Origin of the sequence: Actinopolymorpha sp. B9G3 (assembly GCF_040120725.1) — a bacterium.
Lineage (GTDB): Bacteria > Actinomycetota > Actinomycetes > Propionibacteriales > Actinopolymorphaceae > Thermasporomyces.
The window spans coordinates 43,318-70,227 of sequence record NZ_JBEEAB010000017.1; the positions used below are offsets into that span (position 1 = coordinate 43,318).

23 protein-coding genes, 4 tRNA genes and 1 riboswitch are annotated in these 26,910 nt (G+C 69.7%); of the genes, 13 read left to right on the forward strand and 14 right to left on the reverse strand.

Annotated features, from left to right (window positions below; translation table 11 throughout):
• Window positions 1-75: 75 nt before the first annotated feature.
• Together ABNF93_RS25275 and ABNF93_RS25280 are read right to left on the reverse strand one after the other, a co-directional pair.
• Window positions 76-147: transfer RNA gene (locus ABNF93_RS25275), tRNA-Val, on the reverse strand.
• Window positions 148-192: 45 nt separating this feature from the next.
• The gene (locus ABNF93_RS25280) at window positions 193-792 is read right to left on the reverse strand and encodes a TIGR02611 family protein (RefSeq protein WP_349330665.1); all 600 of its coding nucleotides are present in this window, start codon (window positions 790-792) and stop codon (window positions 193-195) included.
• Window positions 793-1,105: 313 nt separating this feature from the next.
• Here ABNF93_RS25280 and ABNF93_RS25285 point away from each other — a divergent pair, with 313 nt between their 5' ends.
• Window positions 1,106-1,522, forward strand: coding sequence for an SsgA family sporulation/cell division regulator (locus tag ABNF93_RS25285; protein ID WP_349330666.1), 417 nt, complete (start codon window positions 1,106-1,108; stop codon window positions 1,520-1,522).
• A gap of 15 nt (window positions 1,523-1,537) precedes the next feature.
• Here the strand turns inward: ABNF93_RS25285 and ABNF93_RS25290 are convergent, their stop codons facing one another.
• A complete protein-coding gene (locus tag ABNF93_RS25290) occupies window positions 1,538-2,359 on the reverse strand; it encodes an aminotransferase class IV (RefSeq protein WP_349330667.1) in 822 nt (273 codons plus the stop codon).
• Window positions 2,360-2,468: 109 nt separating this feature from the next.
• On the opposite strand from ABNF93_RS25290, the gene ABNF93_RS25295 reads away from it, so the two are divergent.
• The 8 genes from ABNF93_RS25295 (at window position 2,469) to ABNF93_RS25330 (ending at window position 10,342) form a co-directional block, all read left to right on the forward strand.
• The gene (locus ABNF93_RS25295) at window positions 2,469-3,791 is read left to right on the forward strand and encodes a CapA family protein (protein ID WP_349330668.1); all 1,323 of its coding nucleotides are present in this window, start codon (window positions 2,469-2,471) and stop codon (window positions 3,789-3,791) included.
• A 72-nt stretch (window positions 3,792-3,863) separates the two neighbouring features.
• Window positions 3,864-3,936, forward strand: a tRNA-Gly gene (locus ABNF93_RS25300).
• Between the two features lie 62 nt (window positions 3,937-3,998).
• A tRNA-Cys gene (locus ABNF93_RS25305) sits at window positions 3,999-4,069 on the forward strand.
• A gap of 17 nt (window positions 4,070-4,086) precedes the next feature.
• Window positions 4,087-4,158, forward strand: a tRNA-Val gene (locus tag ABNF93_RS25310).
• A gap of 312 nt (window positions 4,159-4,470) precedes the next feature.
• Entirely contained in the window at window positions 4,471-6,513 is a 2,043-nt protein-coding gene (locus tag ABNF93_RS25315) for a beta-L-arabinofuranosidase domain-containing protein (protein ID WP_349330669.1), read from the forward strand.
• A 174-nt stretch (window positions 6,514-6,687) separates the two neighbouring features.
• Window positions 6,688-7,716: an iron ABC transporter substrate-binding protein gene (locus ABNF93_RS25320; RefSeq protein ID WP_349330670.1), complete on the forward strand. Its 1,029-nt coding sequence runs from the start codon at window positions 6,688-6,690 to the stop codon at window positions 7,714-7,716.
• A complete protein-coding gene (locus ABNF93_RS25325) occupies window positions 7,713-9,302 on the forward strand; it encodes an ABC transporter permease (RefSeq protein WP_349330671.1) in 1,590 nt (529 codons plus the stop codon). The genes ABNF93_RS25320 and ABNF93_RS25325 overlap by 4 nt, the downstream gene beginning before the upstream one ends.
• Entirely contained in the window at window positions 9,299-10,342 is a 1,044-nt protein-coding gene (locus ABNF93_RS25330; protein ID WP_349330672.1) for an ABC transporter ATP-binding protein, read from the forward strand. Before ABNF93_RS25325 ends, ABNF93_RS25330 begins: the two co-directional genes overlap by 4 nt.
• Before the next feature lie 69 nt (window positions 10,343-10,411).
• Here the strand turns inward: ABNF93_RS25330 and ABNF93_RS25335 are convergent, their stop codons facing one another.
• The 3 genes from ABNF93_RS25335 to ABNF93_RS25345 form a co-directional block, all read right to left on the reverse strand.
• A complete protein-coding gene (locus ABNF93_RS25335) occupies window positions 10,412-10,567 on the reverse strand; it encodes a hypothetical protein (protein ID WP_349330673.1) in 156 nt (51 codons plus the stop codon).
• An 86-nt stretch (window positions 10,568-10,653) separates the two neighbouring features.
• Entirely contained in the window at window positions 10,654-12,108 is a 1,455-nt protein-coding gene (locus ABNF93_RS25340; RefSeq protein WP_349330674.1) for a hypothetical protein, read from the reverse strand.
• Window positions 12,105-13,091 (reverse strand): NAD-dependent epimerase/dehydratase family protein, encoded by a 987-nt coding sequence (locus ABNF93_RS25345; protein ID WP_349330675.1) that lies wholly within the window; start codon window positions 13,089-13,091, stop codon window positions 12,105-12,107. Before ABNF93_RS25345 ends, ABNF93_RS25340 begins: the two co-directional genes overlap by 4 nt.
• A gap of 127 nt (window positions 13,092-13,218) precedes the next feature.
• Here ABNF93_RS25345 and ABNF93_RS25350 point away from each other — a divergent pair, with 127 nt between their 5' ends.
• Complete coding sequence (locus tag ABNF93_RS25350; protein ID WP_349330676.1) at window positions 13,219-14,940, forward strand: lysylphosphatidylglycerol synthase domain-containing protein; 1,722 nt, start codon at window positions 13,219-13,221, stop codon at window positions 14,938-14,940.
• Here ABNF93_RS25350 and ABNF93_RS25355 read toward each other — a convergent pair.
• From ABNF93_RS25355 to ABNF93_RS25365, 3 genes are read right to left on the reverse strand one after another with little or no spacing between them, the layout of a single operon-like run.
• A complete protein-coding gene (locus ABNF93_RS25355) occupies window positions 14,844-16,271 on the reverse strand; it encodes a protoporphyrinogen/coproporphyrinogen oxidase (protein WP_349330677.1) in 1,428 nt (475 codons plus the stop codon). The genes ABNF93_RS25350 and ABNF93_RS25355 overlap by 97 nt on opposite strands.
• A gap of 46 nt (window positions 16,272-16,317) precedes the next feature.
• Window positions 16,318-17,421, reverse strand: a complete 1,104-nt coding sequence (locus ABNF93_RS25360) for a winged helix DNA-binding domain-containing protein (RefSeq protein ID WP_349330678.1) — start codon at window positions 17,419-17,421, stop codon at window positions 16,318-16,320.
• Window positions 17,418-18,596: an epoxide hydrolase family protein gene (locus tag ABNF93_RS25365; protein ID WP_349330679.1), complete on the reverse strand. Its 1,179-nt coding sequence runs from the start codon at window positions 18,594-18,596 to the stop codon at window positions 17,418-17,420. The genes ABNF93_RS25360 and ABNF93_RS25365 overlap by 4 nt, the downstream gene beginning before the upstream one ends.
• Window positions 18,597-18,659: 63 nt before the next feature.
• Between ABNF93_RS25365 and ABNF93_RS25370 the strand changes: the two genes are divergently transcribed.
• Window positions 18,660-19,670, forward strand: a complete 1,011-nt coding sequence (locus ABNF93_RS25370) for a helix-turn-helix transcriptional regulator (RefSeq protein WP_349330680.1) — start codon at window positions 18,660-18,662, stop codon at window positions 19,668-19,670.
• Here ABNF93_RS25370 and ABNF93_RS25375 read toward each other — a convergent pair.
• The gene (locus tag ABNF93_RS25375) at window positions 19,616-20,722 is read right to left on the reverse strand and encodes a YihY/virulence factor BrkB family protein (protein ID WP_349330681.1); all 1,107 of its coding nucleotides are present in this window, start codon (window positions 20,720-20,722) and stop codon (window positions 19,616-19,618) included. The two genes, ABNF93_RS25370 and ABNF93_RS25375, sit on opposite strands and share 55 nt — an antisense overlap.
• A 17-nt stretch (window positions 20,723-20,739) precedes the next feature.
• Between ABNF93_RS25375 and ABNF93_RS25380 the strand changes: the two genes are divergently transcribed.
• A complete protein-coding gene (locus ABNF93_RS25380; RefSeq protein ID WP_349330682.1) occupies window positions 20,740-22,440 on the forward strand; it encodes an acyl-CoA dehydrogenase family protein in 1,701 nt (566 codons plus the stop codon).
• 463 nt (window positions 22,441-22,903) lie between these two features.
• Here the strand turns inward: ABNF93_RS25380 and ABNF93_RS25385 are convergent, their stop codons facing one another.
• From ABNF93_RS25385 to ABNF93_RS25395, 3 genes are all read right to left on the reverse strand, one after another.
• Complete coding sequence (locus tag ABNF93_RS25385; RefSeq protein ID WP_349330683.1) at window positions 22,904-23,353, reverse strand: hypothetical protein; 450 nt, start codon at window positions 23,351-23,353, stop codon at window positions 22,904-22,906.
• A gap of 92 nt (window positions 23,354-23,445) precedes the next feature.
• A complete protein-coding gene (locus tag ABNF93_RS25390; protein ID WP_349330684.1) occupies window positions 23,446-23,583 on the reverse strand; it encodes a hypothetical protein in 138 nt (45 codons plus the stop codon).
• Between the two features lie 246 nt (window positions 23,584-23,829).
• Window positions 23,830-24,519 (reverse strand): hypothetical protein, encoded by a 690-nt coding sequence (locus tag ABNF93_RS25395; protein ID WP_349330685.1) that lies wholly within the window; start codon window positions 24,517-24,519, stop codon window positions 23,830-23,832.
• 128 nt (window positions 24,520-24,647) lie between these two features.
• A riboswitch (ZMP/ZTP riboswitch) is annotated at window positions 24,648-24,771 on the forward strand.
• A gap of 85 nt (window positions 24,772-24,856) precedes the next feature.
• On the opposite strand from ABNF93_RS25395, the gene glyA reads away from it, so the two are divergent.
• Window positions 24,857-26,137 (forward strand): serine hydroxymethyltransferase, encoded by a 1,281-nt coding sequence (gene glyA / locus ABNF93_RS25400; protein ID WP_349330686.1) that lies wholly within the window; start codon window positions 24,857-24,859, stop codon window positions 26,135-26,137.
• Window positions 26,138-26,215: 78 nt separating this feature from the next.
• Here the strand turns inward: glyA and ABNF93_RS25405 are convergent, their stop codons facing one another.
• Complete coding sequence (locus ABNF93_RS25405; RefSeq protein WP_349330687.1) at window positions 26,216-26,788, reverse strand: Uma2 family endonuclease; 573 nt, start codon at window positions 26,786-26,788, stop codon at window positions 26,216-26,218.
• Window positions 26,789-26,910 lie beyond the last annotated feature (122 nt).

The window sequence follows — 26,910 nt, forward strand, 5'->3', positions numbered from 1 at the left end:
TCGGGTACGAGGATCTTGAGCGGCCTCTCAGCAAGCGAAACCCCGTCCTGGCAAGGACGGGGTTTCGACTCGATGTGGGCGATACTGGGATCGAACCAGTGACCCCTCGCGTGTGAGGCGAGTGCTCTCCCGCTGAGCTAATCGCCCGGGATTTCACTACAGAAACGCGAGGGAAACCCTAGCGCACGCCGGTCAACGCCACGAGCGCACCCAGTCGAGGGTGCCGACCAGCGGCGCCGGCCATCCGAACGTCGCGACCCACCACCATCCGCCACCGACGACGACCACGACCACTCCCACGCCGATGAGCAGATTGCGCCTGCGTACCTTCGGGTCGAGCGCCTTGGCACTCGCCTCGCGGGCCCTCTCGCGGGCCCAGTGCAGGATGCGCTGCGCCCACGCGAACTCCGTCGCGAGGATCGCGAGGCCAAAGATGACCGCCAGCCAACCCGGACCCGGTGTGACGAACATGATGAGGCCGGCCAGGACGAAGACCACCCCGACGATGAATACCGCGACCCGCCAGGTGGCGTCGAGGGTGCGGTTCCGGCGGACTCGGCGGCGAACGCGGCGAGCGTGGTGCCGAAGGAGTCGCCTGCGGCCCGGAGGTTTCTGCGTCGTCACCGCTTCCTCTCGCGTGACTGTTTCCTCACGGGTGGCGGAGTCGGTGTCGACCCGATCGGGAACGTCCGATCCGTTCCTGGTCACGGGCTTCGTTGCCGCATCGGTGGACTCGACCGTGTCTCGCCCCGGCGTGTCGGTGTCCATGCCGGGCCGGCGGTCCTCGCGCACAAGTCCTCCTGTGTCCCCCCGCACCGATTCGGGTGCGATACCGTCGCCGTCACCGTCTCGGTGCACGCCATAGCCTACGTTTCGGCAGAGAGTACCCCGCGAACATGAGCTCTACCTCGTCCCATCACCGCGGATCTTGTCTCGGATACCGAGACAATCCGGGGTGCGAATCGGCCAGACCGGGACGCACCAACCCCCCGGGTTTGAGGGATGGCCACTGGTAGGAGCAAACTCTCGCCCTATGGCCCTACCGCCGGTCCCGTAACACCCACGGAAAGGCCCCCGCCCCCCGATGGATGCACTCCCCGCTTCGGTGACACACGCGCTCCCGCTCCGGCTGATTGACGGAACGGGCGCCGCGCTGAATCTCACCGCAGAGCTTCGATACGACGCTGCCGACCCCTATGCCGTCGATGCGGTGTTTCACACTGGTGAACCCCGCGGAGTCCGCTGGGTGTTCGCTCGTGACCTCCTGTCCGAAGGACTCTTCCGACCGAGTGGCGAAGGTGACGTCCACGTGTCACCTCTCGTCGACGAAAACGGTCGGGCGATCGTCCTCATCGAACTGCGTTCCCCCGACGGGGAGGCGGTGCTGCACGCACCGGCGGAGGGCCTGGCGGCCTTCCTCCAGAGCACCTACGCAATCGTCGCTCCGGGCGGCGAGAGTGGACACGTGGACCTTGACGTCCTCGTGGAGGAGCTTCGCCGCAGCGGAGGACCCGCGCTGTAGCAGCCGTTCGGCGCCTCAGGGATCGGTGTGCTCCACCGCCCGGCGTGAGAACGTCTCCATCGCACGTGCGGTCAATGGACCTGGTGCGTCCAGCGTGCGCCCGCCCAGGGCGTGTACGCCCTGCACATCTCGCGTCGTCGAGGTCAGAAAGATCTCCTCGGCCTCCCCGAGGACGCTCATCGGCAGGTCACGCTCCTCGACCTCGCACCATTCACAGACGAGCGCACGGGTGACCCCCGCCAGGCAACCGGACGTAAGCGGCGGGGTGTAGAGCTTTCCGTCCAGAGCCAGAAAAACGTTCGAACCGGTGCCTTCGCAGACATTGCCCACCGTGTTGGCGAACAACGCCTCGGAGCCGCCACGCTCCCGGGCATAGGCGAGTGCGACGACGTTCTCGGCGTACGACGTGGTCTTCAGCCCGGCCAAGGCACCGCGTTCGTTGCGTACCCACGGCACGACGACCACCGCTGTCGTCTCCGGTCGGGCAGAAAGGTCCGCGATGCCCACCATCAGGGTGAGGGCCTGGTCACCGCGCTCCGAGCCCATCGGCGCGGGACCTCCCGTGACGGTGATCCGGAGCCGTCCCTCCGGCTTGCCCCATCCTCCGACGACCTCTCGCACGGCCTGACGGACCTGATCGAGATCGAGTTTTGCCAGACCGAGCCCGTCGGCGGACCGAGCCAGGCGGTCCAGGTGCCGGCTCAGAGCGAACGGTCGCCCTCCGACGACCTTGATCGTCTCGAACACGCCGTCGCCGACGGTCATACCGTGATCGAGCGGCGACACCGCCGGCGCGCCGGGATCGGTGACGACGTGTCCGTTGACCCACAGCCTCATGAGACCCGCATGCCCTTCTGTCGTTGGATTCGTCGCCTCACAGCGCGACGAGTCCGGTGTTGCCAGACTATGGCCGTCGGTGAGTGCCCCGGCACCTAGCCTTCGATACATGCGGCGACGGCACCTGGGGATTTCTGTTGTCCTCATCATCGTTGTCGTCGCCGCGGGCCTGTCCTGGCTGGGCTCGGCGCGAGGCGTCGGGACGTACGAAGCCGCCGATCCCGACTGGCACGCGCGAGCGACATCGAGGGCGGGCTCCGGTGCCTCGTCAGAGGCACGGACACCGAACCCGCGAACGATCGACCCGAGCTTCTCCGTAGGGGCGACCCCGGGACGGACGGGCCCGGCACGACGGAAGTCGGGCCGTACGAACGCCACGCCGACCAGCGCCGCCCGGGCGGCCCCTCCGGATACCAGGGCCCGCACGCCGACTGCGCGGCCGCGTCGTCCGGGTCGAGGCTCGCATCCGCCGACCGGCGCGGCGACCCGCCCGATCACCCTCGCATTCGCCGGCGACATCCACTTCGAGGGTCACCTCAGACCACTGCTCGACGAGCCTGGCAGCTCCCTCGTACGGCTGAGGCCCGAACTCGCCGCAGCCGACCTCACCGTCGCCAACCTGGAGACGGCGGTAACCACGCGAGGCGAACCGGAGGACAAGGAGTTCACGTTCCGCACGTCGCCCAAGGCGTTCGACGCAGTGGCGGCCGCAGGCGTCGACGTCGTGTCCATGGCGAACAACCACGGCGTCGACTACGGCCCCGAGGGTCTCGCCGACACACTCGCCGCGGCAGGCGTCGCCCCGGTCGGCGTCGTCGGGATCGGTGCCGATGACGATCAGGCGTTCGCCCCTCACGTCGCGACGATCAGGGGGACGAAGGTTGCCGTCATCGGTGCCGACGCCGTGGCCGACCACACGACAAGGGCATTCTCCGCCGGCCCCACCCAGGCGGGCGTGGCGTCGGCTCTCGATCCCACCCGCCTCGCGGCGGAGGTCAGGAAGGCACGCCAGCTCGCCGACGTGGTGGTCGTCTATCTGCACTGGGGAACCGAGCTCGAGAGCTGTCCGACCACGAACCAGCGGCTCCTCGCTCGCGAGCTCGCGGCGGCAGGCGCGGATGTCGTGGCCGGTACCCATGCCCATGTCCAGCTCGCTGCCGGAAAGCTGGACGGGTATGACACCTTCGTCGCGTACGGCCTCGGCAACTTCGTCTGGTACAACCGCAGCTCGGAACGCACGACGTCGACCGGAGTCCTCACGCTGACGCTGGAGGGCCGATCGGTGACCGGATCCTCCTGGGCGCCTGCGATGATCGGCGAAGACGGCGTGCCGTCATTCGCCTCCGGAGGCCGCGCAGCGGAGATGCGCAGCGACTGGGCGGCCCTCCGCGGCTGCTCCGACGTGCGCGCGGTGCCCGAACCGCCGGTGTGAGCCCCAGGTGTGAGAGCCGCCGCCGATCAGCTAAAGTGCTCTGCGCGCCCAAGAACACATATGGGCGCGCACGCGGACGTAGCGCAGCTGGTAGCGCATCACCTTGCCAAGGTGAGGGTCGCGGGTTCGAATCCCGTCGTCCGCTCGGAGCGGGCCTGAGGTCGTCTGGGGTGATCCCCCAGGACCGCACGCCGCAGGTCTGTCATCGGTGGAGTGGCCGAGAGGCGAGGCAACGGCCTGCAAAGCCGTGTACACGGGTTCAAATCCCGTCTCCACCTCGAAAGCTTGGTGACGAGGGCGATTAGCTCAGTGGGAGAGCACTACCTTGACACGGTAGGGGTCACTGGTTCAATCCCAGTATCGCCCACCCCGTTTGCGCAGGTCAGAGGCCCTATGCGGGATCCGGCACACGTCTGCCAGGGCTCCGCGATGCCTCCCGAGTGGAAACTGCGCGACGCGCGGCCACTGAACGGTCACCCTTCCCGTGCAACTGCTCCTGGAACTGGGCAGATGTCGGGTTTGCCAAAAATGGCTCTGGTGAGATCGAGGCGCGCCACCGACGCGCAGCGGCGCACGGCCGCCCCCGCGGGCCGCCCTCAAGGGGCAGTTCGTCACAAGAGGCTCGAACGGCCTGGGGCAACCCTTGTGACTTCCACTTCGATCGTGTTCAGGAGTTGCGATGGCTGCACTGCCGTATGCCGAGTATGGGTCTGTTCCGCTGTCCGATGTCCGGCCGCAAGGTTGGCTGTTGGAGTTTCTCCGGCGTCAGTGCGCTGGGATCACAGGGCACCCACAGGCGAGCGGCTATCCCCTGGATCGTACGTTCTGGGACAACCCGTCACGGCTGCCGGATGTGGCCGACCCGGCGATGGTGTGGTGGCCGTACGAACAGACGGCGTACTGGGTGGACGGTGCGCTCAAGGCCGGCTTCCTGGCCGGTGACGAGACCGTCCATCGCATGGCGTTGGCGCAGGTCGAGGGGGCAATCGCGACCGCCGCGCCAGATGGCTTCCTCGGGCCGGAACTGTTCCGTACCGGCAACCGGTGGCCGTACGCCGTCTTCTTCCGCGCGGTACTCGCCCAGTACGGCATCACTGGTGATCGACGACTCCTCGATGCGCTGGTATCCCACTACCGGAGCACACCGCACCCGATGGATTCCCGCCGCGACGTGTCCGGCGTCGAGATCCTCCTCGCCCTCTACGCCGAGACTCGCGAGCCTGATCTTCTCCAGATGGCGACCGACTTGTACGAGCGGTTCAACTGCGAGGCGACGGACCACAACGTCGACTTGTCCCTGGCCGGCATGGGCTCTGACCGACCCGTCACGACACATGGCGTCGCGTTCAACGAGATCGCGAAGCTCGGCGCGCTGATGTACGCGGCCACCGGTGAGCGCGACAGCCTCGACGCCACGGTGCATGCGTACGCCAAAGTCGAAGGCGCCCATCTGCTGGCCGACGGGTTGCACTCCGCCTCGGAAGCCATGTGCGGGAACGACCCGCTCGCGTCCCACGAGACCTGCACCATCACGGACTACACCTGGTCGCTTGGACACCTGTTACAGATCACCGGAGATTCCCGTTACGCCGACCGGCTCGAACGGGTGATCTTCAATGCCCTTCCCGGCGCCCTGATGAAGGACTTCACGGCGTTGCAGTACTTCTCGTGCCCCAACCAGGTGATCGCCACCAACGCCAGCAACCACAACTCGATGTCTCGCGGTGACAACCGGATGGCGTACCGCCCGGGACACCCGGTGCAGTGCTGTACCGGCAACGTGCAGCGCGCTCTGCCGAACTACGTCGAGCGCATGTGGATGCGCCGCGCTGGCGACCGCGATGGCAGGGTCGATGAGATCGTCGCCGCGCTCCTCGGCCCGAGCCGGATCGAGGCGCGGCTAACCGATACACCGGTGACGATCGAGGAGCACACGCGGTACCCATTCGAGCCTGCCGTCGGCTTCACGCTCACCCCAGCCCGTCCGGTCCGCTTTGCGTTCACCGTGCGCATACCTGGATGGTGCCGGGAACCGGTCGTGACCGTCAACGACCGGCCGATCGCCGAGACCCCCGTCCAGGGGGGCTTCTGCCGGATCGAGCGCGAATGGCATCCGGGCGACCGAGTGGACCTGGCGCTTCCCTTCGAACTGATGGCGAAACGCTGGCCAGGCGGCGGAGTCAGTCTCGAACTCGGGCCGCTGACGCTCAGTCATCCGATCTCGGCACCGCTCACGGTCGACACGGAGGATGATTGGGAGCGGACGCCGCAGGAGTTCCGCCTCGCCGGGCCGCAACGGAGGCTGCCCGGGTTTCCCGCGTACACGCTTTCTCCCGAGAGGCCGTGGGCGTACGCTCTGGCGATCGACGAGACATCGCCGCCCGACATGGCCGACGTGGTGTGGAGCGAGAGCACCGGGTTTCCGCTGGACGTGGACACCCCAGCAGTGCGGGTCTTCGTGCCAGCCCGGCGCGTTCAGGATTGGTCCCTGGTCGAGACCGACCGGGTGTCACGCACGCTGCCGTCGTTCGCCAATGGCCGATTCCGCATGGTCGAGCACGAAGTCACCGGACAGTTCACCCTGACCCCGCCCCTACCCGAGCCCGGCACCCTTCCCGACCGGCTATCGGAGGACGTCGGACGGATCGAGTTGGTGCCACTGGGCAACACCCTCCTGAGACTTACAGTCTTTCCCACCGCGGAACCGCCGGAGAACCGGTAAGCGCCCCCCGCTACCCAGAGGTTCTGATTCGCGCCACCAGGCCGGCGGGCCAAGCGGGTGCGGGGTGGTGCGCACGTTCTGCGGGTTCTGGACGTCTGACTCCCTGCGCTACCTCACGTCGCCTGGGCTAAGGTTAGGCGTACCTAATCCTCGGACTGTCCTAGGAGCGCACCGATGCGGCATCGGCTGGGGCTGCCGGCTGCTATCGCCGGGCTCGGCCTCATCCTCGCCGCCGGGCTGGCGGCCTGTGGCGGCGAGAACGCGGTCGACGACAGCAAGCTCGTGATCTACTCCGGACGCCAGGAGGACCTCGTGGGGCCGCTCATCGAGCGGTTCGAGGAGAGCACGGGGATCGAGACGTCCGTGCGGTACGGCAACACCGCCCAGCTGGCGGCCCAGATCCTGGAGGAAGGCGACCGCACGCCGGCCGACGTCTACTTCTCCCAGGACGGGGGCGCGCTCGGTGCGTTGGCCAAGGGCGAACGGCTCGCCCGCTTGTCGCAAGGCGTCCTTGACAGGATCCCCGAGCGGTACCGCGCCGCCGACGGGACGTGGATCGGCACGTCTGGCCGGGCCCGCGTCATCGTCTATGACCCTGACCAGCTGAGCCCGGACGAGATACCGGACAGCGTGATGGAGCTCACCGACCCGCGCTGGAAGGGCAAGATCGGCATCTCGCCGAGCAACGCGTCGTTCGAGGCCTTCGTCACGGCGATGCGGGTCATGGAGGGCGAGGACGTCACCCGCGAGTGGCTGGAAGGGATCAAGGCCAACGACGTCCAGACGTTCGACAACAACATCCTCGTCCTCAACGCCGCGGAGGACGGCCTGATCGCCCTGGGCCTGATCAACCACTACTACTGGTACGAACAGGTCGCCGAGGAAGGACTCGAGGCCGTGCCGGCCCGGCTGAAGTTCCTCGACAACGAGGACCCGGGCGCGCTCGTCAACGTCGCAGGCGCGGGTGTCCTGCGCGGGGCCGACCATGCCGGTGAGGCGCGGAAGTTCGTGGACTTCCTGGTCTCGCCGCAGGCGCAGAGGTACTTCGCCACAGAGACGAAGGAGTACCCGCTGATCGAGGGGGTACCCGCCGTCGAGGACCTCCCGCCGTTGGACAGCCTGAACAGCCCGGACATCGACCTGTCCGACCTCGACACGCTGGAGCACACGCTGCGGATGATCGAGGACGCCGGACTGACGTGACCACCGCGGCACCCGCGCGGAGCGCGGCACGACCAGGACGGCCCGCCGGGCAGAGGGACCGCCCGCCGCTCGTTCTCCTCGTGCCCGCGCTGATCGCGGCCGCGGTGGCGTTGCTCCCGTTGCTCTACCTCGCCGTCCGCGCGTCCGAGCAGGGCCTCGGCACGGTGGTCGACGTCCTCGCCCGCGAACGCACCCTGCTCCTCGTCGTCCGCAGCCTCGTCCTGGCCGCCACCGTCAGCGGTCTCGCCCTGGTCCTCGGTGTCAGCCTCGCGTGGCTCGTCGCCCGCACCAGGCTGCCCGGCCGGCGCCTCTGGGGAGTGGTGCTCGCCCTGCCGCTCGCGGTGCCGTCGTACGTCGCCGCGTTCGCCTGGCTGTCGCTCCTGCCGCGCTTCGGTGGCCTCGCCGGTGCGACCCTGGTCCTCGGGCTGGCCTGCTATCCGTACGTCTACCTCCCGGTGCTGTCGGCGTTCGAACGGATGGATCCCGCACACGAGGAGGTGTCGCGCTCGCTCGGACTCGGGCCGGTCCGGACGTTCGTGGCGGTGACGCTCCGGGAGGTCCGGCCGGCCGCGGCTGCCGGTGTACTGCTCGTGATGCTGTACGTCCTGTCCGACTTCGGTGCGGTCGCGATCCTGCGCTACGACGTGTTCGCCCGGGTCATCTATACGTCGTACCGGTCGAGCTTCGACCCCACGCCGGCCGCGATCCTCGGCTGCCTGCTGGTGGTTCTCACCGTGGTGATCGTCTGGGGCGAGAACCGCGCCAGGGGCCGCGCCGGCTATGCCCGGGTGGGCGGGGGCGTCGCGCGATACAGGGAGCGGGTGACCCTCGGGTGGCGGGGTGCGGTGCCCGCGGTGTTGTGGTGCGGCGCGGTGGCCGGCGTCGGGGTCGGCGTGCCGTTTGCGGCCCTTGCGTACTGGCTGCTGGGCGGGCGGTCGGCCGGTCTCGGACTCGATGATCTGGTCCCCGCGATGCTCACCACGCTCGGCGTCTCGGCGCTGGGCGCCCTGGTGACGGTCGCCCTCGCGGTGCCTGTCGGCGTGGTGGCCGCGCGGTATCGGGGGCGGGTCGGACGCCTGCTCGAGCAGGCGGCGTTCGTCCCGCACGCCCTGCCCGGAATCGTCCTCGCGCTGTCGCTCGTGTTTCTGTCGGTCCGTTACCTGTACCCGCTCTACCAGCGGCTTCCGGTGCTCGTCCTCGCCTACGCCGTGTTGTTCCTGCCCCTCGCGGTGGGTGCGGTGCGGGCGTCGGTCGCGCAGTCACCACCGGTCCTCGAGGAGGTCGCGCGCTCGCTCGGCCGCAGGCCGCTCGACGTCCTACGGCACATCACCCTCCCCCTGGCCGCGCCCGGGGTTGCCGCGGGCGCCGCTCTCGTCTTCCTCACCTGCATGAAGGAACTGCCCGCGACCTTGCTGCTCCGGCCGACCGGGTTGGAGACGCTCGCGACGGAGCTGTGGGGGCGTACGGAGACGGGTGCGTACGCAGCGGCCGCACCCTACGCGGCAGCCCTCGTCCTGCTCGCGGCGCTGCCGACGTTCGTCCTGGGCCGGCGCTGGGGAGCACTACGCGAGGAGGCCGGTCCATGAGCGAGCTCACCGTGCGTGGAGTCGCCAAGAGCTTCGGTGACGCCGCCGTCCTGCGGGGCGTGGATCTCACCGTCGGCAAGGGCACTCTCGCCGCCGTGCTCGGCCCGTCGGGGTGCGGGAAGACCACGCTGCTCCGGATCATCGCCGGCTTCTGCCGCCAGGACGCCGGCGAGGTGCTGCTCGACGGGCGGGTCGTCGCCGGGCCCGCCGGTGTCGAGCCACCGGAGCGGCGGCGCATCGGAGTGGTGCCTCAGGAGGGTGCGCTGTTCCCGCATCTGTCCGTCGGCCGCAACGTGGCGTTCGGACTCCCCCGCGGTCGCCGGCGAACGGCGCGGGTGCCGGAGATGCTCGACCTCGTCGGTCTCGGCGGCTATGCCGAACGCATGCCCCACGAGCTGTCCGGCGGCCAGCAACAGCGGGTAGCGCTGGCCAGGGCCCTGGCACCGGAGCCCGCCCTCGTCCTGCTCGATGAGCCCTTCGCCGCGCTCGACAGCGCACTCCGCGCGACAGTGCGCAGTGACGTCCGCGCCGCGCTGCATGCGGCCGGTGCCACCGCGGTGCTCGTCACCCACGACCAGCAGGAGGCGCTGTCGATGGCCGACCTGGTGGCCGTGCTCCGCGACGGCCGCGTGGTGCAGGCGGCACCGCCGGCAGGCCTCTACCGGGAACCGGGTGATGTGGAGGTGGCGACGTTCGTGGGCGAGGCGAACGTCCTCGATGCCGTGCTGCGCGACGGCCGGGTCGCCAACAGTCCGCTCGGCGAGGTGACCGTGCGCCGATCCCTCCCGTCCGGCCCCGGAGTCGTCGTCATCCGGCCGGAGCAGGTCAGGGTCGAGGCCGCCGGCCACGGTGTCGCCGCCGAGGTCAGCGGCGGGGAGTTCTACGGTCATGACGCGCTGGTGCGGCTCTCCGTACGCCAGGACGGCGGGGCGCCGGTTCAGGTGACCGCCCGCGTCCAGGGGGCGCCCGCACCACCTGTGGGTGCCGAGGTCGGCCTGGTCGTGGTCGGCGAGGCGGAGTTCTTCCCCACCGGCCACTGACGCCATGGCCGGTGCAGGACCCCGGCCAGCACATCGCATGCGGTGCTGACCGGCGCCCACACGGCCTGCCTACTCGCTGGCGGAGCCGGAGCCCGAACCGGATCCCGAACCGGACCCGGAACCCGAACCTGACCCGCTTCCGGACCCGTCGTCGTTGCAGCCGGCGAGACCCAGCGTGCCGGTGAGGGCGAGCGCCGCGATCACGGCGCCCAGCCGGCGACTCATGCGTTCCATCCTGATCGTCCTTCCTCTCGTACTGCGGGCTCATCTCTCAGACACATCTCGTACTGCGGCTCATCTCGTGCTGCCGCTCATCTCGTACTGGCCGTGAGTGCTGCCGCGTCCTCGTCCTCGTGGGACGTCTCGTCGAGTACCGCCTCGGCGTTCTCGCGCCGCCTCGCCTGCGACCATCCGGCCGCGACCAGGCAGACAAGGACCGCGCACCAGATCAGGTGACCGACCCAGAAATGTGACCAGCCCGCGCGGTAGTCCGGCAGGAACACGCGAAGGAGCTGGTACGCCGGGTTGTCGACGCCTTCGAAGTGCGCCACCCAGGTGATCTCGCCTGCCCACCCGTCGACCAGCAGGGTCACCAGGGCGAGGACACCGACGAGTCCGAGGACGCCGGCCACCACGCGGACACCGACCGGGGACCTGCCCAGCCACCACAGCACCATGACAAGAGCCAGTGGCAGGACGACGACGACCTGCCTGCCGGGCCACCAGAACCCGTTCATGGTGAGCGCGACGAACGTCGCCACCAGCCAGCCGGCGGCCAGCGGTACGGCCAGGGCGGCCCATCCCCGGGGACGGACGGCCAGGAGCGCACCGAGGGCGGCCACGGCGAGCAACCATGCCGGTTGCCACGCCGCCAGGCCGTACGCCTGGTCGGTGAACAGGCTGACGAGTCGCAGGCTGCGGCCCACGTAGTCGGGCGCGACGCCGACGACGCTGAACTCGCCCGTGTCCACGAAGTGGTCACCGCTCGCGTAGACGGTCCAGCCACCCCAGATCGCCTGATGGGCGGCCAGGTAGGTGATCCCGGAGACCAGCAGTCCGCCTGTCAGACCGAGCACCGCCTGCCGCCGCCGCGCCAGCACCAGCCGGGCCAGCGCGACCAGTACCAGCGCAGCCGCGACGGGTGCGTACTTCACTCCGAGCCACGGCAGCGCGGTCACGGCGAGCACCAGTACGACCAGACCTCGGGCACCGAGCCGGCCGGTCAGCGCCGCGACCGCCACGGCCACCGCGAGTGCCGCCGGGAGCTCCGGGTACACCTGCTGGCCGTAGACGGCGAGCGGTGGCGACGCGAACGCCACCGCCACGCCGGAGGTCGCCAGACCGAGCGGCACCTGGAACCGGCGTACGGCAGTCCAGACCGAAAGGGCAGCGGCGACACCGGCGACCGCTGAAAGCGCCGCCTTGGCAGCGAGGAACCCGCCGAGTCTCATGGGCACCGCCAGCAACACCGGCAGGAGCGGGTCATGCGGACTGAGCTCCCGCCCGTCCTCCAGCGGCGCCGTCTGCATGGGTAGGTCGTCGTGGAAGTACGCCCGCCACCTCTCGGCCGCGAGTTCGTCGGAGATGTCGAGGTCGCCGTCCTCGGCGAGCGAGAGCGCGGTCAGGAGGTACTGCGGCTCGTCGACGGCCGCATGGCCGCCCCGGGTCGCGTGGACGCCGATCCCGAGCAACGCGGCAGTCGTGGCCACGACGAAGACAACCACCATCGCCCAGACCAGGGGAGGCGGCGGCGCGGGGCGGGTCACGTCACCGTCACCACGCCGCTCCCCCGATGGCGAGCCGATCCGGCGGCTGTCCCCACCCCGGTGCCGGCGTCTGTTTGTCCGCTGGCCGCGACCTGGCGGGTGATGACGTCGCGAAGGTCCGTCACCGGGACGAATCCGACCGCCTTCCGCAGCCGGCGCACGTCGGCGAGGGTGTCACTCACCTCGTCCGGATGGGCGGGCGTCACTGCCGTCGTCACGTCGACACCCAGAACCTCAGCCGTGACGTCGACCAGGGAGCGCAACCGGTGGCCGACGCCGGTACCGACGTTCATCGGCCCGCGGACGTGCCGTTCGGCGAGGGCGACGAGCGCCCGTGCGGCGTCGCGTACGTCGGTGATGTCGCGGGTGCGGTCGAGGGAGCCGAAGATGTGCAGTGCCTGGCCGTTCCGGGCGGCGGCGATCCAGCGGGTGAGGGCCATGTCGGGCCGTTGGCCTTCGCCCGCGACGGTGAACATCCGTGCCATGGCGACGACACCGCCGGCATCGATGCGCCGACGGCACAGCTGTTCGGCCGCACGCTTGCTCTCGGCGTACCCGCCCATCGGCCGCAAAACGTCGGACTCCACGCACGGCTTCCCGGCTACCGAACCGCCGTAGACGGACGAGGACGACGCCACAACGAGCGGCGTGCGCAGGGGCACCGCGTCGAGTACCACCTGCGTCGCCAGGACGTTGTCGCGGTGGCGCCGCTGCGCGACGTCAGGCCCGCCGTCGCGGACGCCCGGGCACCCGGCCAGGTGGACTACGGCGTCGGCGGAGTCGAGCGCCTCACGCACGCCCGCGTCGCCTGCGAGCAGGTCGGCGGTGAGCGACGTGAAGCGTCGACCGGCAACCGGGTTGAGGCCCACCGGTGGCGGATGTGGCCGGCGGTCGACGCCGACCACGGCGTATCCCGCGTCGAGCAGCGTCCGGACGGTCGTCTGGCCGACGAAGCCGGCCGACCCGGTCACGACGACAGCCACGCTGTCTCCTCCACTCGCCACATGATGGTGGGGAAGGCTAGCCTAACCTCAGCAGGCTGTCATCCGCGGGGGCGCTTCCTGCTGGTCGGCCCTTGATCGCTTGTCTCCTCCCGAGAGGAAGCGCCCTATGCGCACCGCCCGCCGGGTGATCGGCCTCGCCCTTCTCGTCGTGGCCTGCGGTTACCTCGTCACGGTCGTCGACGCCGGAGTACTCGCGAAGGTCCTGGCCGCAGTCACCGCAGATCCGCTCGGTCTGCTCGTCGCGCTCGCGTGCTACGCACTCGCGTTCGACCTGCGTGCCCGGGCGTGGCGGCGGATGCTGCCCGGACTCGCGTACGGCCACTCGTGGGCAGCCCTTCACGTGAGCCTGCTGGGCAACCACGTCCTGCCGTTCCGGTTGGGTGAGGCCCTGCGGGTGACGAGCGTGCTCCGGCGTACCGACCTCCCCGCCGGGCCAGTCACCGCCACCGCCGTCACCTCCCGGGTGGCCGACCTGCTGAGTGTGGTGCTGCTCGCCCTTGTCGCTGTTCCAGGACTGGTGCTCGATGTCACCGACCCGTGGGTGTGGGCGCTCCTGGCCGGCCTGGTGGCTCTCGGGGCCGCGGCGGTGTGGTGGGTACGCAGGCTCAGGCTCACCGCCGCCCAGACCGGGACCCGGCCCGGCGAGAGGGTACGGCTGCCAGGTGGGCTCGTGGTCGCGGCAGCTGTCGTGGCGTGGGTGCTCGAGTCGGCCGTCGTCTGGGAGATCGCGCGGACCGCGGGGGTGCCGCTGGAGCCCCTTCAGGCCGTCGCGGTCACGGCAGTGACGATCGTGGCGCAGGCGGTGGCCGTCACGCCGGGCGGTTTCGGATCGTACGAAGCCGCCGCCACGGCCGCGCTCACCGGCCTCGGTGTGCCGACGGGTCAGGCCTTCGCGATCGCGCTCGCGACGCATGCGGCGAAGACGGTCTACGCCCTACTCGTCGGAGGTGTCGCGCTCCTCGTTCCTGCGCCGACGTACTGGGGACTGCTGCGCCTGCCGCGTACCGTCCCGCCTCGCCCGACGCCGTGGTCGATCGAGTCCGCGGCACCGGTCGTCGCGATCATGCCGGTGCACAACGAGCAGGACACCGTAGGTGAGGTCGTACGCAGGTTGCCGGAGACGGTCCACGGCAGGCCGGTCCAGTGCGTGGTCGTCGACGACGGGTCCTCCGACGGGAGCGCGGAGCAGGCGGCGGGTGCCGGTGCCCACGTCGTCCGGCACGGCCGCAACCTCGGTCTCGGCGCCGCGGTCCGGAGAGGGCTCGCGGAGGCGACGAAACTGCGGCCCGCCGCGGTGGTCTACCTCGACGCCGACGGGGAGTACCAGCCCGAGGAGCTCGCACGGCTCGCCGAACCAGTCCTCACCGGAGGTGCCGACTACGTGATCGGCTCGCGGTTCGCCGGGGACATCCGCCGGATGCACGCGCACCGGCGACTCGGGAACGTCGTGCTGACCTGGTGGGTGCGCTGGCTCACCCGGCGCCGGGACGTGACCGACGGCCAGAGCGGCTACCGCGCCTTCTCCGCCCGGGCGGCCGCCGAGGCCGAGATCGTGCACGACTACAACTACGCGCAGGTCCTCACCCTCGACCTGCTCGCCAAGGGGTACACCTACACCGAGGTGCCGATCACCTACGCGTTCCGGGAGAGCGGGCGATCGTTCGTCCGGCTCGGGCGTTACCTGCGCAAGGTGGTCCCTGCCGTCCACCGGGAGCTGAACGGGCCGGGATTTCAGTCCTCGACCACGTGGGCGGCGAACCGCTCCCGCGCGGCCGACCATGCCACGTCGTCGAACCCCCGCGCGGAGAGCGCGTCGACCGCGTCGTAGGCCATCGCGAGCGCATGGTGGGTGTTGTCATGGGCGAAGGTGCCCAGCCGCCCGAACGTCGTCACCCGCGGCAGGTCCAGCGCCCAGGCGTCGAGGGCGCTGAGGTGCTGTTCGAAACCCAGGTCATAGACCGGATAGACATGCGGCAGCCGGCGGACCTCCACATCCGCGCGGGCGGCCGGGCGGAGGCCCGTCCTGGCAAGGGCGTCGTCGACCATCTCCGCGAGATCCTCGGCCGAGGCCTTCCACACCGGATCACCCATCGCACAAGGGACTTCCGCGCACAAGGCGCTGCGATCCGCGGGATCGTCGACACTGACGCGGTAGTTGGCCGGCTCGGAGATCCGCGTGACCGGTGTCTCGGGTCCAGGCAGATAATGCGCGTCGTACGCCGAGTAGCGGCCACCCTCGTGCACCACGTAGACGAGCACCATCGCCCGGAAGCGCAGGTGTTCCGCCGCCTCGAGCGCGGCGTCAGGACGTGGTTCGGCGATTCGACCGAGCACGGGAAGCGGGATCGTCGAGAACACCTGCTCCGCCCGCAGGGTCGCGCCGTCGGTGGTGCCGATGGTGACGCCTCCCGCGCCGGTCGACAGGCGCTCGGCCGCGACACCCAGGCGGATGCTCGCGCCGGCATCGGTAGCCGCCTCCGCGAGAGCTTCCACGATCTGGCCGAAGCCCCGGCGAGGATAGAAGAAGACCCGGCCCTGCCCCTTCGCCTCGGCACCGCCTCTCTGGCTCCGTCCAGACCGGCGCAGCATCCGCGCGGCGATCTTCCACGGCGTGTCCGCCGTCACCCTGCGGCGGGCCTGCTCCCCCGCGATCCGGTCGCCGGGCAGACCCCAGAGCTTGCGTGCGTACGGTGCGTAGAGCGCGTCGTACAACGCCGGACCGAGGCCGGCCCGCAACACGTCGGCGTAGGTGTCGGCCTGCGGCCGGCGTAGCGGCGCGGTCACCGCATCCCGCGCGACCCGGGCGAGCAGGCCGGGCGGGAGCGCCCTGACCAGTTCGGCGGCACGCAGCGGGAAGCCCACCCACCGCTCGCCCACCCGGAGGCGGCCGTGGCGCGGTCGGGTCTGCAGGTCGGAGCCGAGGAGACCGTGCAGGTCGGCGAGCAGCTCGGGTGGCGTGGCCGGGTGCAGCCGGTGGCTGCCGTGGTCGACGCGGACACCGGCGACCTCGAAGCTCGCCGCCATGCCGCCGACGGAGGGCGCGCGTTCGAGGACGGTGACGCTCAGCCCTCGCCGCGCCGCGCGCCAGGCGGCCGCGAGCCCGGCCGGACCGGCGCCCAGCACCACGAGGTCGGCCGAAGCCGCGGAACTGTCTGCCACGCCAGCCATTCCTACACGGTGGACCGCCGGCGCGGTGCCGCGGGCCTCACCCCGCGGCAGAGACCTCGATGTCCCGGGCCTCGGCGTCAGGAGCGGCGAAGGCCAGCAGTCGGTCCCCTTCCTTGCCGAGGGCGGCCTGGTCGCGCTTCGTCAGGCGGACGAACGGATCGACTCGGAGCGTCACTTTCCTGCGCTGCTTGACGATCCGCCAGGTCCCGCGGACGAAACCGTCGACGAGAACGGTTCCGGGGAAGATCCCGTTGACGGTGTAGATGCGCGGCCAGTGTTCGTCGGCGATCACCCGGGTGCGGTCGGCATGGGCGAGCAGCAGGTTGTCGAACTCCGCGACATACCGGACAGGAGCCGGAGTGTCCGGGTCGGGGCGCGGCGCGTCGGGCAGGTCGACCAGCTCGCGTCCCCGTTCGTCCCGGAACGTCCGGAGCTCCGGCCGGATACCGTCGACGACCTCGCCGAGCTTCGTGAGCCCTGACCACTTCGCGATGTCCGCGACAGTGGCCGGGCCGAATGCGGCGAGGTACCGCCGGACCAGCTCGGCGAGGGCCGGCTGAGGGTCCATCGGAGCGCCCAGCCAGGACTCCGCGGACGTGTGCCGCGCGAGTCCGCCGGCACCCCAGATCGCCCGTGGGGGTACCTGCACGAGGGGCACTTTGGCGCGGACGACCTGGGCGAGTGCCGAGGCGTCCCGGTCGGGCCATTGCTCCCGTAGCTGGGCGCCCAGCTCGGCGAAGGTGAGTGGCCGCTCGTCCACCAGCGCGCGGCCGGCCTTGGCGACCTCCTCGAGTTCCAGCCCGTCGAGGGACCGGCCGAACACGGCACTCAGGCCCCGCTCGGAGACGACCTGAACGAGCGGCCGCAGCAGCCGGCAGTCGCGCGCGGACACCAGGTGGATCGTCGAACGCATCAGCACGATGCGCACGACCTGCCGTGTCGTGAGCAGGTCCGCCAACTCCTCAGGCCGGAAGTCGACGAGCCGTGACCACAGCCCGTAGTACGGCGGGAACGGCGCCTGCGCCTGCAGGCCGGCCACGCGCTCCACCGCGTCGAGTGCGGGCAACCGCCACCGCTGGAGCAGCAGCTGCCGCTCGAGCGTGGTGCGGTTGAGCGCCCGCGTCGTGAGCACGTCGCTCATCGGTGCGACCGGAAGAAGGCGCGGACGTCTCCGGTAAGCAGGTCCGGCACCTCCATGGCCGCGAAGTGTCCGCCGGTGTCGAAGTCGCTCCAGTGCACGATCGTGTTGGTCTGCTCGGCGAACCGCCGGATGGCGATGTCCTCGGCGAACACCGCGACCCCGGTCGGAACGGCGGTCTTCGTGGGCCAGTTCTGGCTGCGCATGCTCTCAAGGTAGAGCCGCGCCGCCGAGCCCGCTGTCGCGGTGAGCCAGTAGAGCATGACGTTGGTGAGCAACCGGTCCCGGTCGATGGCCGCCTCGGGCAGGTCCTCGGCCGGATGCGTCCACTCCTTGAGCTTCTCGACGATCCACGCCAGCTGGCCGACCGGCGAGTCCGTGAGCCCGTACGCCAACGTCTGCGGGCGCGTCGCCTGGATCTGGAAGTACGCGTTGCCCTCGGACAGGAAGCGGTTCTTGCGTTCGATGCGTTCCTTCTCGACGTCGGTGAGCTCGGCGAGCACGGCGTCGTCGACCGGTCCGAACGGGATGAATCCGACGGTGGCGGCGTTGACGTGGACGCCCACGACCCGCTCACCGTCGACCCGCGCGAGGTCCGGTGCGATGAAGGCGCCGAAGTCGCCGCCTTGAGCCCCGTAGCGCTCGTAGCCGAGCCGGTGCATGAGCTCGGCGAACGCAACGGCCATGCGCCGGGAGTCCCAGCCGCCCTCGCGCGTCGGGCCGGAGAAGGCGAAGCCGGGCAGCGACGGGATCACCAGGTGGAACGCATCGGCCGGGTCGCCTCCGTGAGCGCGGGGGTCGGTGAGCGGGCCGATCACGTCGAGGAACTCCACCACCGACCCGGGCCAGCCGTGGCTGAGGATCAGCGGGAGTGCATTCGGCTCGGGTGACCGCACGTGGAGGAAGTGGATCCTCTGACCGTCGATCTCGGTCGTGAACTGCGGGAACTCGTTCAGCTCCGCTTCGTGCTTGCGCCAGTCGTAGCTGGTCCGCCAGTGCTCCACGAGGTCCCTCAGATAGTCCAGGGGTACGCCGTGGGTCCAGCCGACGCCGGGCAGCTCGTCCGGCCAGCGGGTGCGGGCGAGCCGGTCGGCGAGGTCGTCGAGGTCGGCCTGCGCGATGTCGAGGTGGAACGGCCGGATCTGCGGACTGCGCCCGGGCGGGTTGGTGTTCGTCATGCCAGTCACACTAGGAGCCAGTAAGGTCAGCTCTTGTCCTAACTCTTGGCGAGGATTCAGGGTATGCGGGAAACCTCTGGCCGGCTCCTCCAGCTGCTCTCGCTGCTGCAGAACCGGCGCGACTGGTCTGGCGCGGAGCTCGCCGAGCGGCTCGGCGTCACCGTGCGTACGGTCCGGCGCGACGTCGACCGCCTGCGGGCGCTGGGCTATCCCGTCCATGCGACCCGCGGAACCGCCGGCTACCGGCTGGGCGCGGGCGCCTCCCTGCCGCCGCTCCTGCTCGACGACGACGAGGCGGTCGCCGTGGCAGCGGGCCTGCGCACCGCCGCAGGTGGCACGGTCGCCGGCATCGAGGAGACGTCCGTGCGGGCACTCGCGAAGCTCGAGCAGGTCCTGCCGTCCCGGTTGCGCCACCGGATCAGCGCCCTGCAGGCGGTCACGGTTCCGATGGCCTCGGGTGCGGCGACCGTCGATCCGGGTGCGCTGACGCTCATCGCCACCTGCTGCCGCGACCACGACCGACTGCGCTTCGACTACCAGGCCCACGACCGGAGCTCGAGCGTGAGGACCGTCGAGCCACACCGCCTGGTCCACACCGGGCGGCGGTGGTATCTCGTCGCCTACGACCTGGACCGACACGACTGGCGAACGTTCCGGGTCGACCGGATCACACCACGCGCGCCCACCGGTCCGCGCTTCGCGCCGCGCGAGCCGCCCGATCCCGACATCGCGACGTACGCGTCCAGGGGTGTCTCGACCAGGACCTACCGGTACCAAGCCCGCTTCACGATGCATGCACCTGCCGAGGTGGTCGCCGACAGGGTGACGCCGACCTCGGGCGTCGTGGAGGCGGTCGACGCCGACACCTGCCTGCTCCACACCGGGTCCAACTCGCTCGAGGAGCTCGCGATCTACGTCGGAGTGCTGGGGTTCGACTTCCACGTGCACGAGCCTGCCGCACTCGTCCCGCACATCCGTACTCTCGCGGCGCGGTTCGGTCGCGCCGCTCAGTCCGCCCCTCAGGCGTCGCCGGACGACTCGGGGGCGAGGGCCGGCGCCGGCGATTCGGGCTGAGCACCATGCGCCTCCGCGGCGGTACGCCGCGCCGCCTCGTTCTCGCGCGTGAGTCCGGATCTGCTGCGTGGCTGCTCCCGCCGCTTCCCCACCCGTCGGTTCCCCACCTGCCGGTTCCCCACCTGCCGATTTCCCACCGGTTGCCGCAGAACCGGGTGCATCCGGTCGTTCAGCAGTCGATGGAACGTCGCACTGAACGCGGCGCCGATCAGGAGCGAGATCACGATGAGGTACAACCACAGCAGGACCGCGATAGGAGCGGCGAGCGGACCATAGATCGACGTACTGCCGATCGCGTGCGACAACGTCCAGCGCAGCGCGAAGCTCCCGGCGATCCAGAGCACCATCGCCACCACCGCACCACCGAAGTCCTGCAGCCACGGCGTCCGTTTCGGTACGGCCAGGTGGTAGAGCGTGGTGAGGAACACGCTCGAGGACACCAGCACGGCGGGCCAGTACGCGGTCGTCAGGAAGTCCAACCGTGCCGGAAGGAGGGCATCGACGAGGGACGGTCCGGCGAGGACGAGCGGGAGGACGACGATCGCCATTCCGAGGGCGACGACATACAGCGAGAACGACAGGACCCGGGTCTTGACGATTCCGCGCCGCCCGCCGAGGCCGTGCATGATCGCGATCGTGTCGATGAAGACGTTCAGCGCGCGCGAACCTGACCAGAGGGCGAGGACGAAGCCGACCGAGATGACATCGGCACGACCTTCGTCGAGAACGGCGTCGAGCGTCGGCACGATGACGCTCTGGACGCTCTGCTCGGTGAGGGCGCCTCGGGCGACCTCGACCAGCTCCGCCTTCACGAGTTCGACGGTGTCGGGGCCGAATCCGCCGACGACGTAGCCGATCGAGCCGGCCAGACCGAACACCAGCGGCGGGAGCGACAGGATCGCGAAGAACGCGCCCTCCGCCGCGAGGCCGGTCACGCGGTAGCGCACGCATGCGCCGACAGTTCCTCTGAGAAGTCGCCAGGCCAGCGAGCCACGAAATCCTCGCCGGGTCCGCTCCCCCTGCGCGCCAGCCACCGGCGCCCGCCCGCTCATGCGCATACCGTAGCCACATGGACGCGCAACACCCCGCAACCTCCGTGTCACCTCCCCGCCGGGTACGCCGAGAGAACGAGGAGACGCATGCCGTCACCAACCAGCCTCCGGTCCTGGACTACGACGCCTTCGGCTCGGACAGTGCCCTGAAGGAGGCGCTGAGGCGATGGGCGCCCGAACCGGAGTCCGGGTCCGCGTACTCCCGCCTCCACGAGATCGGCACCGTGGCCGGGTCACCACAGGCGCGGGCCCTGGCGTTCGACGCGCACCGCCACCCACCCCGGCTCGTGACGCACGACCGGTACGGTCACCGGGTCGACGAGGTGGAGTTCCATCCGTCCTGGCACGAGTTGCTCGGGCGCGCCGTCGGGTGGGGGCTGCACGCGACACCGTGGACGTCGCGCGAGCCGTCTGCGCACCTCACCCGTTCCGCCGGTTTCTATCTCTGGAGTCAGGCGGAGGCGGGGAATGGCTGCCCGGTGTCGATGACCTACGCCGCCGTGCCCGCCCTCCAGGTCGACCCGGCGCTCGCCGCGGAGTGGGTGCCCCGGCTCGCGTCGACGACGTACGACCCCGGCCTGAAGACGGCAGCCGGCAAGGCCGGTTGCCTCGCCGGGATGGCCATGACCGAGAAGCAGGGCGGTTCGGACGTACGCGCGAACACGACCGTCGCGGAGCCACTCGGGTCGGCGGGCGAGTATCTCCTCACCGGACACAAGTGGTTCTGTTCGGCACCCATGAACGACGTCTTCCTGGTGCTGGCGCAGGCGCCCGGAGGGCTCACCTGTTTCGTCGTACCCAGGGTGTTGCCCGACGGCAGCCGCAACACCTTCCGGCTGGTACGCCTGAAGGACAAGCTCGGCAACCGGTCCAACGCCTCCGCCGAGGTGGAGTTCGCGTCCACGTGGGCGCGGCGGCTCGGCGAGGAGGGACGCGGCGTCGCCACCATCATCCCGATGGTCGCGAGCACCCGGCTCGACTGCGTACTCGGTTCGGCCGCCCTCACGCGGCGTGCCGTGGTCGAGGCCGTCTGGCATGCGCGCCACCGCCGGGCGTTCGGGAAGGCTCTGGTCGACCAGCCGGCGATGGCGAACGTCCTCGCCGACCTCGCGGTCGAGCAGGAGGCCGCCACCCTGCTCGCGCTCCGGCTCGCGACGGCCGTCGACAGGGCCCCGGCCGACCCGGCGGCGCAGGCGTTCCTACGGATCGCCCTTCCAGCGGCGAAGTACCTCGTGTGCAAACGGACTCCGGCCGTGGTGGTGGAGGCGCTGGAGTGCCTGGGCGGGAACGGCTACGTCGAGGAGTCCGGGATGCCGTTGCTCTTTCGCGAGTCGCCACTGAACTCGATCTGGGAGGGTTCGGGTTCGGTGCAGGCGCTCGACGTCCTGCGGGCGCTGCAACGCGAGCCCGCCGCCCTCGAAGCCTGGCTGCGTGAGGTGGCCTCCGCCCAGAGCGCCGATCCCCGCCTTGCCCGTGCTGTCGAGGACGTCCTGACGTCGCTGGCTGACCTCGACCAGGCGGAGTACCGCGCCCGTCGGCTGGCTGAACGCCTCGCCCAGGTTCTGCAAGGCGCCTTGCTCGTGGAGTACGCCCCGGCCGAAGTTGCGGACGCGTTCTGCGCCTCCCGGCTCAGCGGGGACGCTGGCGTGACGTTCGGCACCCTCCCCCGTGGCGTCGACACCGACGCCATCCTCCACCGCGCGGTGCCGGATTTCTGACTCGGTTCCGGCGTGGTGTGATCTTTCCCGCACATATACAGCGCCGTACCCTAAGCGCCATGCCCTCCACCAGGCTTCCACTTGGCGCTTCCCCCAGCTACTACGGCGGGGTGCGCACGGTCATCCCCCTGGTGCTCGCACTCACCTTCATGATCCCGATTGGCGTTCTCATCGGAGGTGCATTCGCAGCACATGAGACGTCGGCCGCTGCGATCTTCCTGGTCGGGGCGATCCTTTCCGCGATCGCCTATGCTCTTTTTCTCCCCGTCGTACGTCTGGGGTTCAAGGGCAGGCTCAAGAGCGCCGATTGTCGCAGGTACTGGCGCCTCCTGGCATTGCTCGCCATAGTCTGCGTTGCGTTCTCAATGCTTGTCTCTGCGACCACGGATAGGCCATCCCGAGCACTCGCCACGACGGCAATAGGGCTGCTCTGCTATGCCGGCGCATATCACTTGCGAAGGATCTATCGGGTACTTGAAACAGCAAATCCAGAGCCTGCGCCAAGAGAGAGGTAGGAATCTATGCAGGGTCCCATGGCGGGGCCACGTACCACCTGAACCCCATGCGACTTCACGCTGACCCCCAGTTTGTCAAGGCTTTCCAGGCAGTCCGCGACGAATTCCTGATAGATGCTCCAAGCCTCGTAAGTCCACGTTACGATCGAGGTCACGATCGCGGAAAGCATTGCCACGATGACTGCCGAACCCGCGCCAGCCGTCATCAGCGTTGCCCCACCACCAGCAATTGCGCCAGCAGTTGCTCCGACCACACTCGTGTTTGCAGCGTCTTCGATGCTCTCGTTCAGTGCTTCCTGGGCATCCGCCATCGCCCGGATTGCCGTGGCGACTGCTTCGCATCGACTTTCCAGCGCGTCGAAGCAGTCATCCACCTTGTTGTTGACGAAGCTGTCCAATGCCTCGGATGCCTCGTCCTGCCACTTCCTGCGAAGCTCATAAGCCGTCGGGGTTGTACCGCCAATACCGCTCCTGCTCAGGGCTCAGTGAGTCACTCATCACGATCAGCCCTCCTGGGCGGCCCCTCGTCGAGTGAGCGTCCGATCCGGTCGAACTCCTCCCTGCTCATCTCTTCGTCTTCCGCACTCCGTGCTGCCGCACGGTAGAGGACCTCCCGGAGTTCACTCATGGCCTCGGCACCATCACGAAGGAAGTCCCGGACTCCGCCCCGGATCCCGTCGTACTTCGCGACGACGTCCTCCTTGCCGCCACCGCTGTAGCCCCAGTCGGGTGCCGACAGGTAGCACGGCCCCTCGTCGAGTCGGCGGGCGAGTCGCCAGAAGTCGGCACCGATGTCGAAGAAGCGGTCACCTGCCGCCCGGATTCGCCGGACGATCGATCTCGTTCATCGCCGCTCCTCTCCGCCTGCACCCGCTTACGGCAACCTTGCTCGAAGGACATCCATGCGTTGTCGCAGCCGATCGAGGTTCTCCTCTGCCACCTCCTCGATCGATCGCCCGCTGGTGAGTTCGGCGGCGAGATCGGTACGCCGCTGCACGATCGCCTCTTCACCTTCCCGCAGCGCAGCCTCGATGTTGCCCGCAAGCCGCGCCGGGTCGGTCTCGATGGCATAGCGGGTCCGGATCTCGAGCGAGAGCAGAACACCGTCACCGTTGAACTCGGCGGCGACGGCACCTCGTTCGCGCTCCACGCGGAGCGACTCCGAGGACAGCCTCGCGAGGATGTCCCGCGCCCCCGGGATCGTCGTCACCAAGCCGCGGAGCGCCGCGGCGACCTCGGACCCAGCGGCCTCGCTGAAGCCGGCGTCGGAGTAGGCCACCTGCTCGGCATGCGCCGCCTCGTCACGGGCGGCACGGTAGAGCGCCGCGACCTCCCGGTCCAGCACCTGGGCCTGCAGGACCCGCTGCCACCGCGGGTCGACTTCGACGTGCTTGATCCGGCCGACACCGTCGACGCTCAACTGGATCACCTTGCGTCGGTCCTCGACGGTGTAGCTCCGCGAGACAATCTGGTCGCGGACACGCTGCACGCGCCCATCCAAGGCGACGAACCCGAGCGCGAGATCGTCCGGTCCCGCCCCCATGGCGAAGCCATCCAGACTCACACGTGACCCCCGAGTAGTGCCTGACCTGCGCCGCGCTGGTGGCGAGCACCGTAACGGCTGGACATCGAATCATGTCAAGGTCTGGGGAGCACCTGCCAGCCCACGGGCCCGGCCCTCTGCACTAGGCTCGTGGTTACCGCGACTGGCGCAGGCAAGGTGGAATCGACCACCGGGGAGCGGCGTACGGGCTGCCGTACGACAGATACCGTCCCGTACGACCGAGCACGGGCACCGCGCGCCTGGGTGCCTGGGTCTGAGGGCGTGTCCCTGAACCACAGGGCACGCACGACCAGGCGGTCACCGAGTGACCGTCACCACCGCTGACCCAGGAGGAGCAATGACGCAGCGTACTGGTCTCGACCTCGCCGCCAGGCTGGCCGACGCCGACCCCGAGATCGCCCGGCTCATCGAGGCCGAGGGCCGTCGGCAGTTCGAGAAGATCCGACTGATCCCGAGCGAGAACTACGTGTCCCAGGCCGTCCTCGAGGCGACCGGCACGGTCCTCACCAACAAGTACTCCGAGGGCTACGCCCACAAGCGCTACTACGAAGGCCAGCAGATCATCGACGAGGTGGAGGAGCTGGCCGTCGCCCGCGCCAAGGAGCTCTTCGGCGTCGAGCACGCCAACGTCCAGCCCTACTCCGGCTCGCCGGCCAACCTCGCGATCTACCTCGCGTTCATGCAGCCGGGCGACACGTTCCTCTCCCTCGAGCTGGCGCACGGCGGTCACCTCACCCACGGCTCCCCGGTTTCTGCGACGGGCACCTGGTTCAAGCCGGTCCACTACGGCGTCGACAAGGAGACCGGCCGTGTCGACATGGACCACGTACGCGACCTCGCCCACAAGGAGCAGCCGAAGCTGATCTTCTGCGGAGGGACGGCGATCCCACGGCTGATCGACTTCGAGGCATTCGCGGCGATCGCCCGCGAGGTCGGCGCCATGCTCGTGGCCGACATCGCGCACATCGCCGGCCTGGTGGCAGGTGGCGTCCATCCCACGCCGGTCGGCCACGCCGACGTGATCTCGACGACCACCCACAAGACGCTCCGCGGTCCGCGTGGGGCGATGCTCATGACCACCGAGGAGTATGCGAAGCCCATCGACAAGGCGGTGTTCCCCGGTCTGCAGGGTGGGCCGCACAACCACACCACGGCAGCGATCGCGGTCGCGCTCCGCGAGGCCGCGACCGGTGAGTTCCAGGCGTACGCCAGTCAGATCGTGGCCAACGGGGCGGCGCTCGCCGACGCGCTCACAGCACGCGGCTTCGATCTCATTTCGGGCGGCACTGACAACCACCTGATCCTCATCGACCTCACGAACAAGGACGTCGGCGGCAAGCCGGCCGCGAAGGCGCTGGACCGGGCCGGCATCGAGCTCAACTTCAACACCGTGCCGTTCGACCCGCGCAAGCCCTGGGCGCCGTCGGGGATCCGGATCGGCACTCCGGCGATCACCACCCGCGGCATGGCGCCCGAGCACATGCCCCAGATCGCGGCCTGGATGGACGAGGCCGTGGAGGCGGGCAAGAAGGACGATGGGGAGGCGCTCGACCGGATCGCGGCGGACGTCCGCGACTTCACCAAGGCGTTCCCCATCCCGGGCTGGCCGGCCAGCTGACTCTGGTCAGAGACAGCAGGGAGCCCCGCTGACGAGCGTTCGCCAGCGGGGTTCCTCCAGTCCTTGTGGGCGGCGCGGTCAGGCGCCGATGACCTGCGGATCCAGCATCACGGGGAACGGCACAGTCGCCTCCCACACCTGTCCGACCTCCACCTTGGTCACCAGACCGTACTCGCCCGGTCGCACGATCTTGCCCACCTTGATCGAGCCGTCCCTAGCCACGCGCCAGTAGGCGGGAATGCCGGCCCGGGCGTACTTGATCGCCTTGCTGCCATCGTCAAGGTCCTGCGTCGAATCGGACGCGACCTCAACAACCAGGCCGACAGCTGATGGGTCCTGCCACACCAGGTCGAGATCCGCCCCAGGACGGAGAGCCGCACCGTCAGCGATGAAGTTGCCACCCGGCACCCGAAGCCCCACCTCGTGGAGTACCCGCCAACCGGCCGGCGCCGCCGCGCGAAGGACGGCGAGGATGTTTCCGACGATGCTCTGATGCCGGCTAGTGGGCGGTGGGGACACGACAAGGCTCCCGTCGATGATCTCGTACCGGTGCCCATCGTCGGGGAGAGCGGCGAGATCGTCTTCGGTCCAGAAGTCTGGCCATGAGTCCACAGCGAACGCCGGCTGGGTCACGGGGCACCCCCTCTCCATGAACGCGAGTCTAAGCCTGGGAATGGCCACCGACACTCCCACCGGATCGCGCACCTCACCCGTGGTTTGTCCCGGTTCCGCCCGACGTGCCGTGACAGGCGGTAGGCACAAAGCCCGCAGGA

Excerpts from the sequence above, each read along its gene's own strand:
- ABNF93_RS25350 (WP_349330676.1), top strand. The coding sequence starts at position 13,219 with ATGCGCACCGCCCGCCGGGTGATCGGCCTCGCCCTTCTCGTCGTGGCC.
- glyA (WP_349330686.1), top strand. The coding sequence starts at position 24,857 with ATGACGCAGCGTACTGGTCTCGACCTCGCCGCCAGGCTGGCCGACGCC.
- ABNF93_RS25315 (WP_349330669.1), top strand. The coding sequence starts at position 4,471 with ATGGCTGCACTGCCGTATGCCGAGTATGGGTCTGTTCCGCTGTCCGAT.
- ABNF93_RS25375 (WP_349330681.1), bottom strand. The coding sequence starts at position 20,722 with ATGAGCGGGCGGGCGCCGGTGGCTGGCGCGCAGGGGGAGCGGACCCGG.
- ABNF93_RS25290 (WP_349330667.1), bottom strand. The coding sequence starts at position 2,359 with ATGAGGCTGTGGGTCAACGGACACGTCGTCACCGATCCCGGCGCGCCG.
- ABNF93_RS25390 (WP_349330684.1), bottom strand. The coding sequence starts at position 23,583 with ATGAGTGAACTCCGGGAGGTCCTCTACCGTGCGGCAGCACGGAGTGCG.
- ABNF93_RS25370 (WP_349330680.1), top strand. The coding sequence starts at position 18,660 with ATGCGGGAAACCTCTGGCCGGCTCCTCCAGCTGCTCTCGCTGCTGCAG.
- ABNF93_RS25360 (WP_349330678.1), bottom strand. The coding sequence starts at position 17,421 with ATGAGCGACGTGCTCACGACGCGGGCGCTCAACCGCACCACGCTCGAG.
- ABNF93_RS25320 (WP_349330670.1), top strand. The coding sequence starts at position 6,688 with ATGCGGCATCGGCTGGGGCTGCCGGCTGCTATCGCCGGGCTCGGCCTC.
- ABNF93_RS25330 (WP_349330672.1), top strand. The coding sequence starts at position 9,299 with ATGAGCGAGCTCACCGTGCGTGGAGTCGCCAAGAGCTTCGGTGACGCC.
- ABNF93_RS25405 (WP_349330687.1), bottom strand. The coding sequence starts at position 26,788 with ATGGAGAGGGGGTGCCCCGTGACCCAGCCGGCGTTCGCTGTGGACTCA.
- ABNF93_RS25380 (WP_349330682.1), top strand. The coding sequence starts at position 20,740 with ATGGACGCGCAACACCCCGCAACCTCCGTGTCACCTCCCCGCCGGGTA.
- ABNF93_RS25295 (WP_349330668.1), top strand. The coding sequence starts at position 2,469 with ATGCGGCGACGGCACCTGGGGATTTCTGTTGTCCTCATCATCGTTGTC.
- ABNF93_RS25365 (WP_349330679.1), bottom strand. The coding sequence starts at position 18,596 with ATGACGAACACCAACCCGCCCGGGCGCAGTCCGCAGATCCGGCCGTTC.
- ABNF93_RS25335 (WP_349330673.1), bottom strand. The coding sequence starts at position 10,567 with ATGAGTCGCCGGCTGGGCGCCGTGATCGCGGCGCTCGCCCTCACCGGC.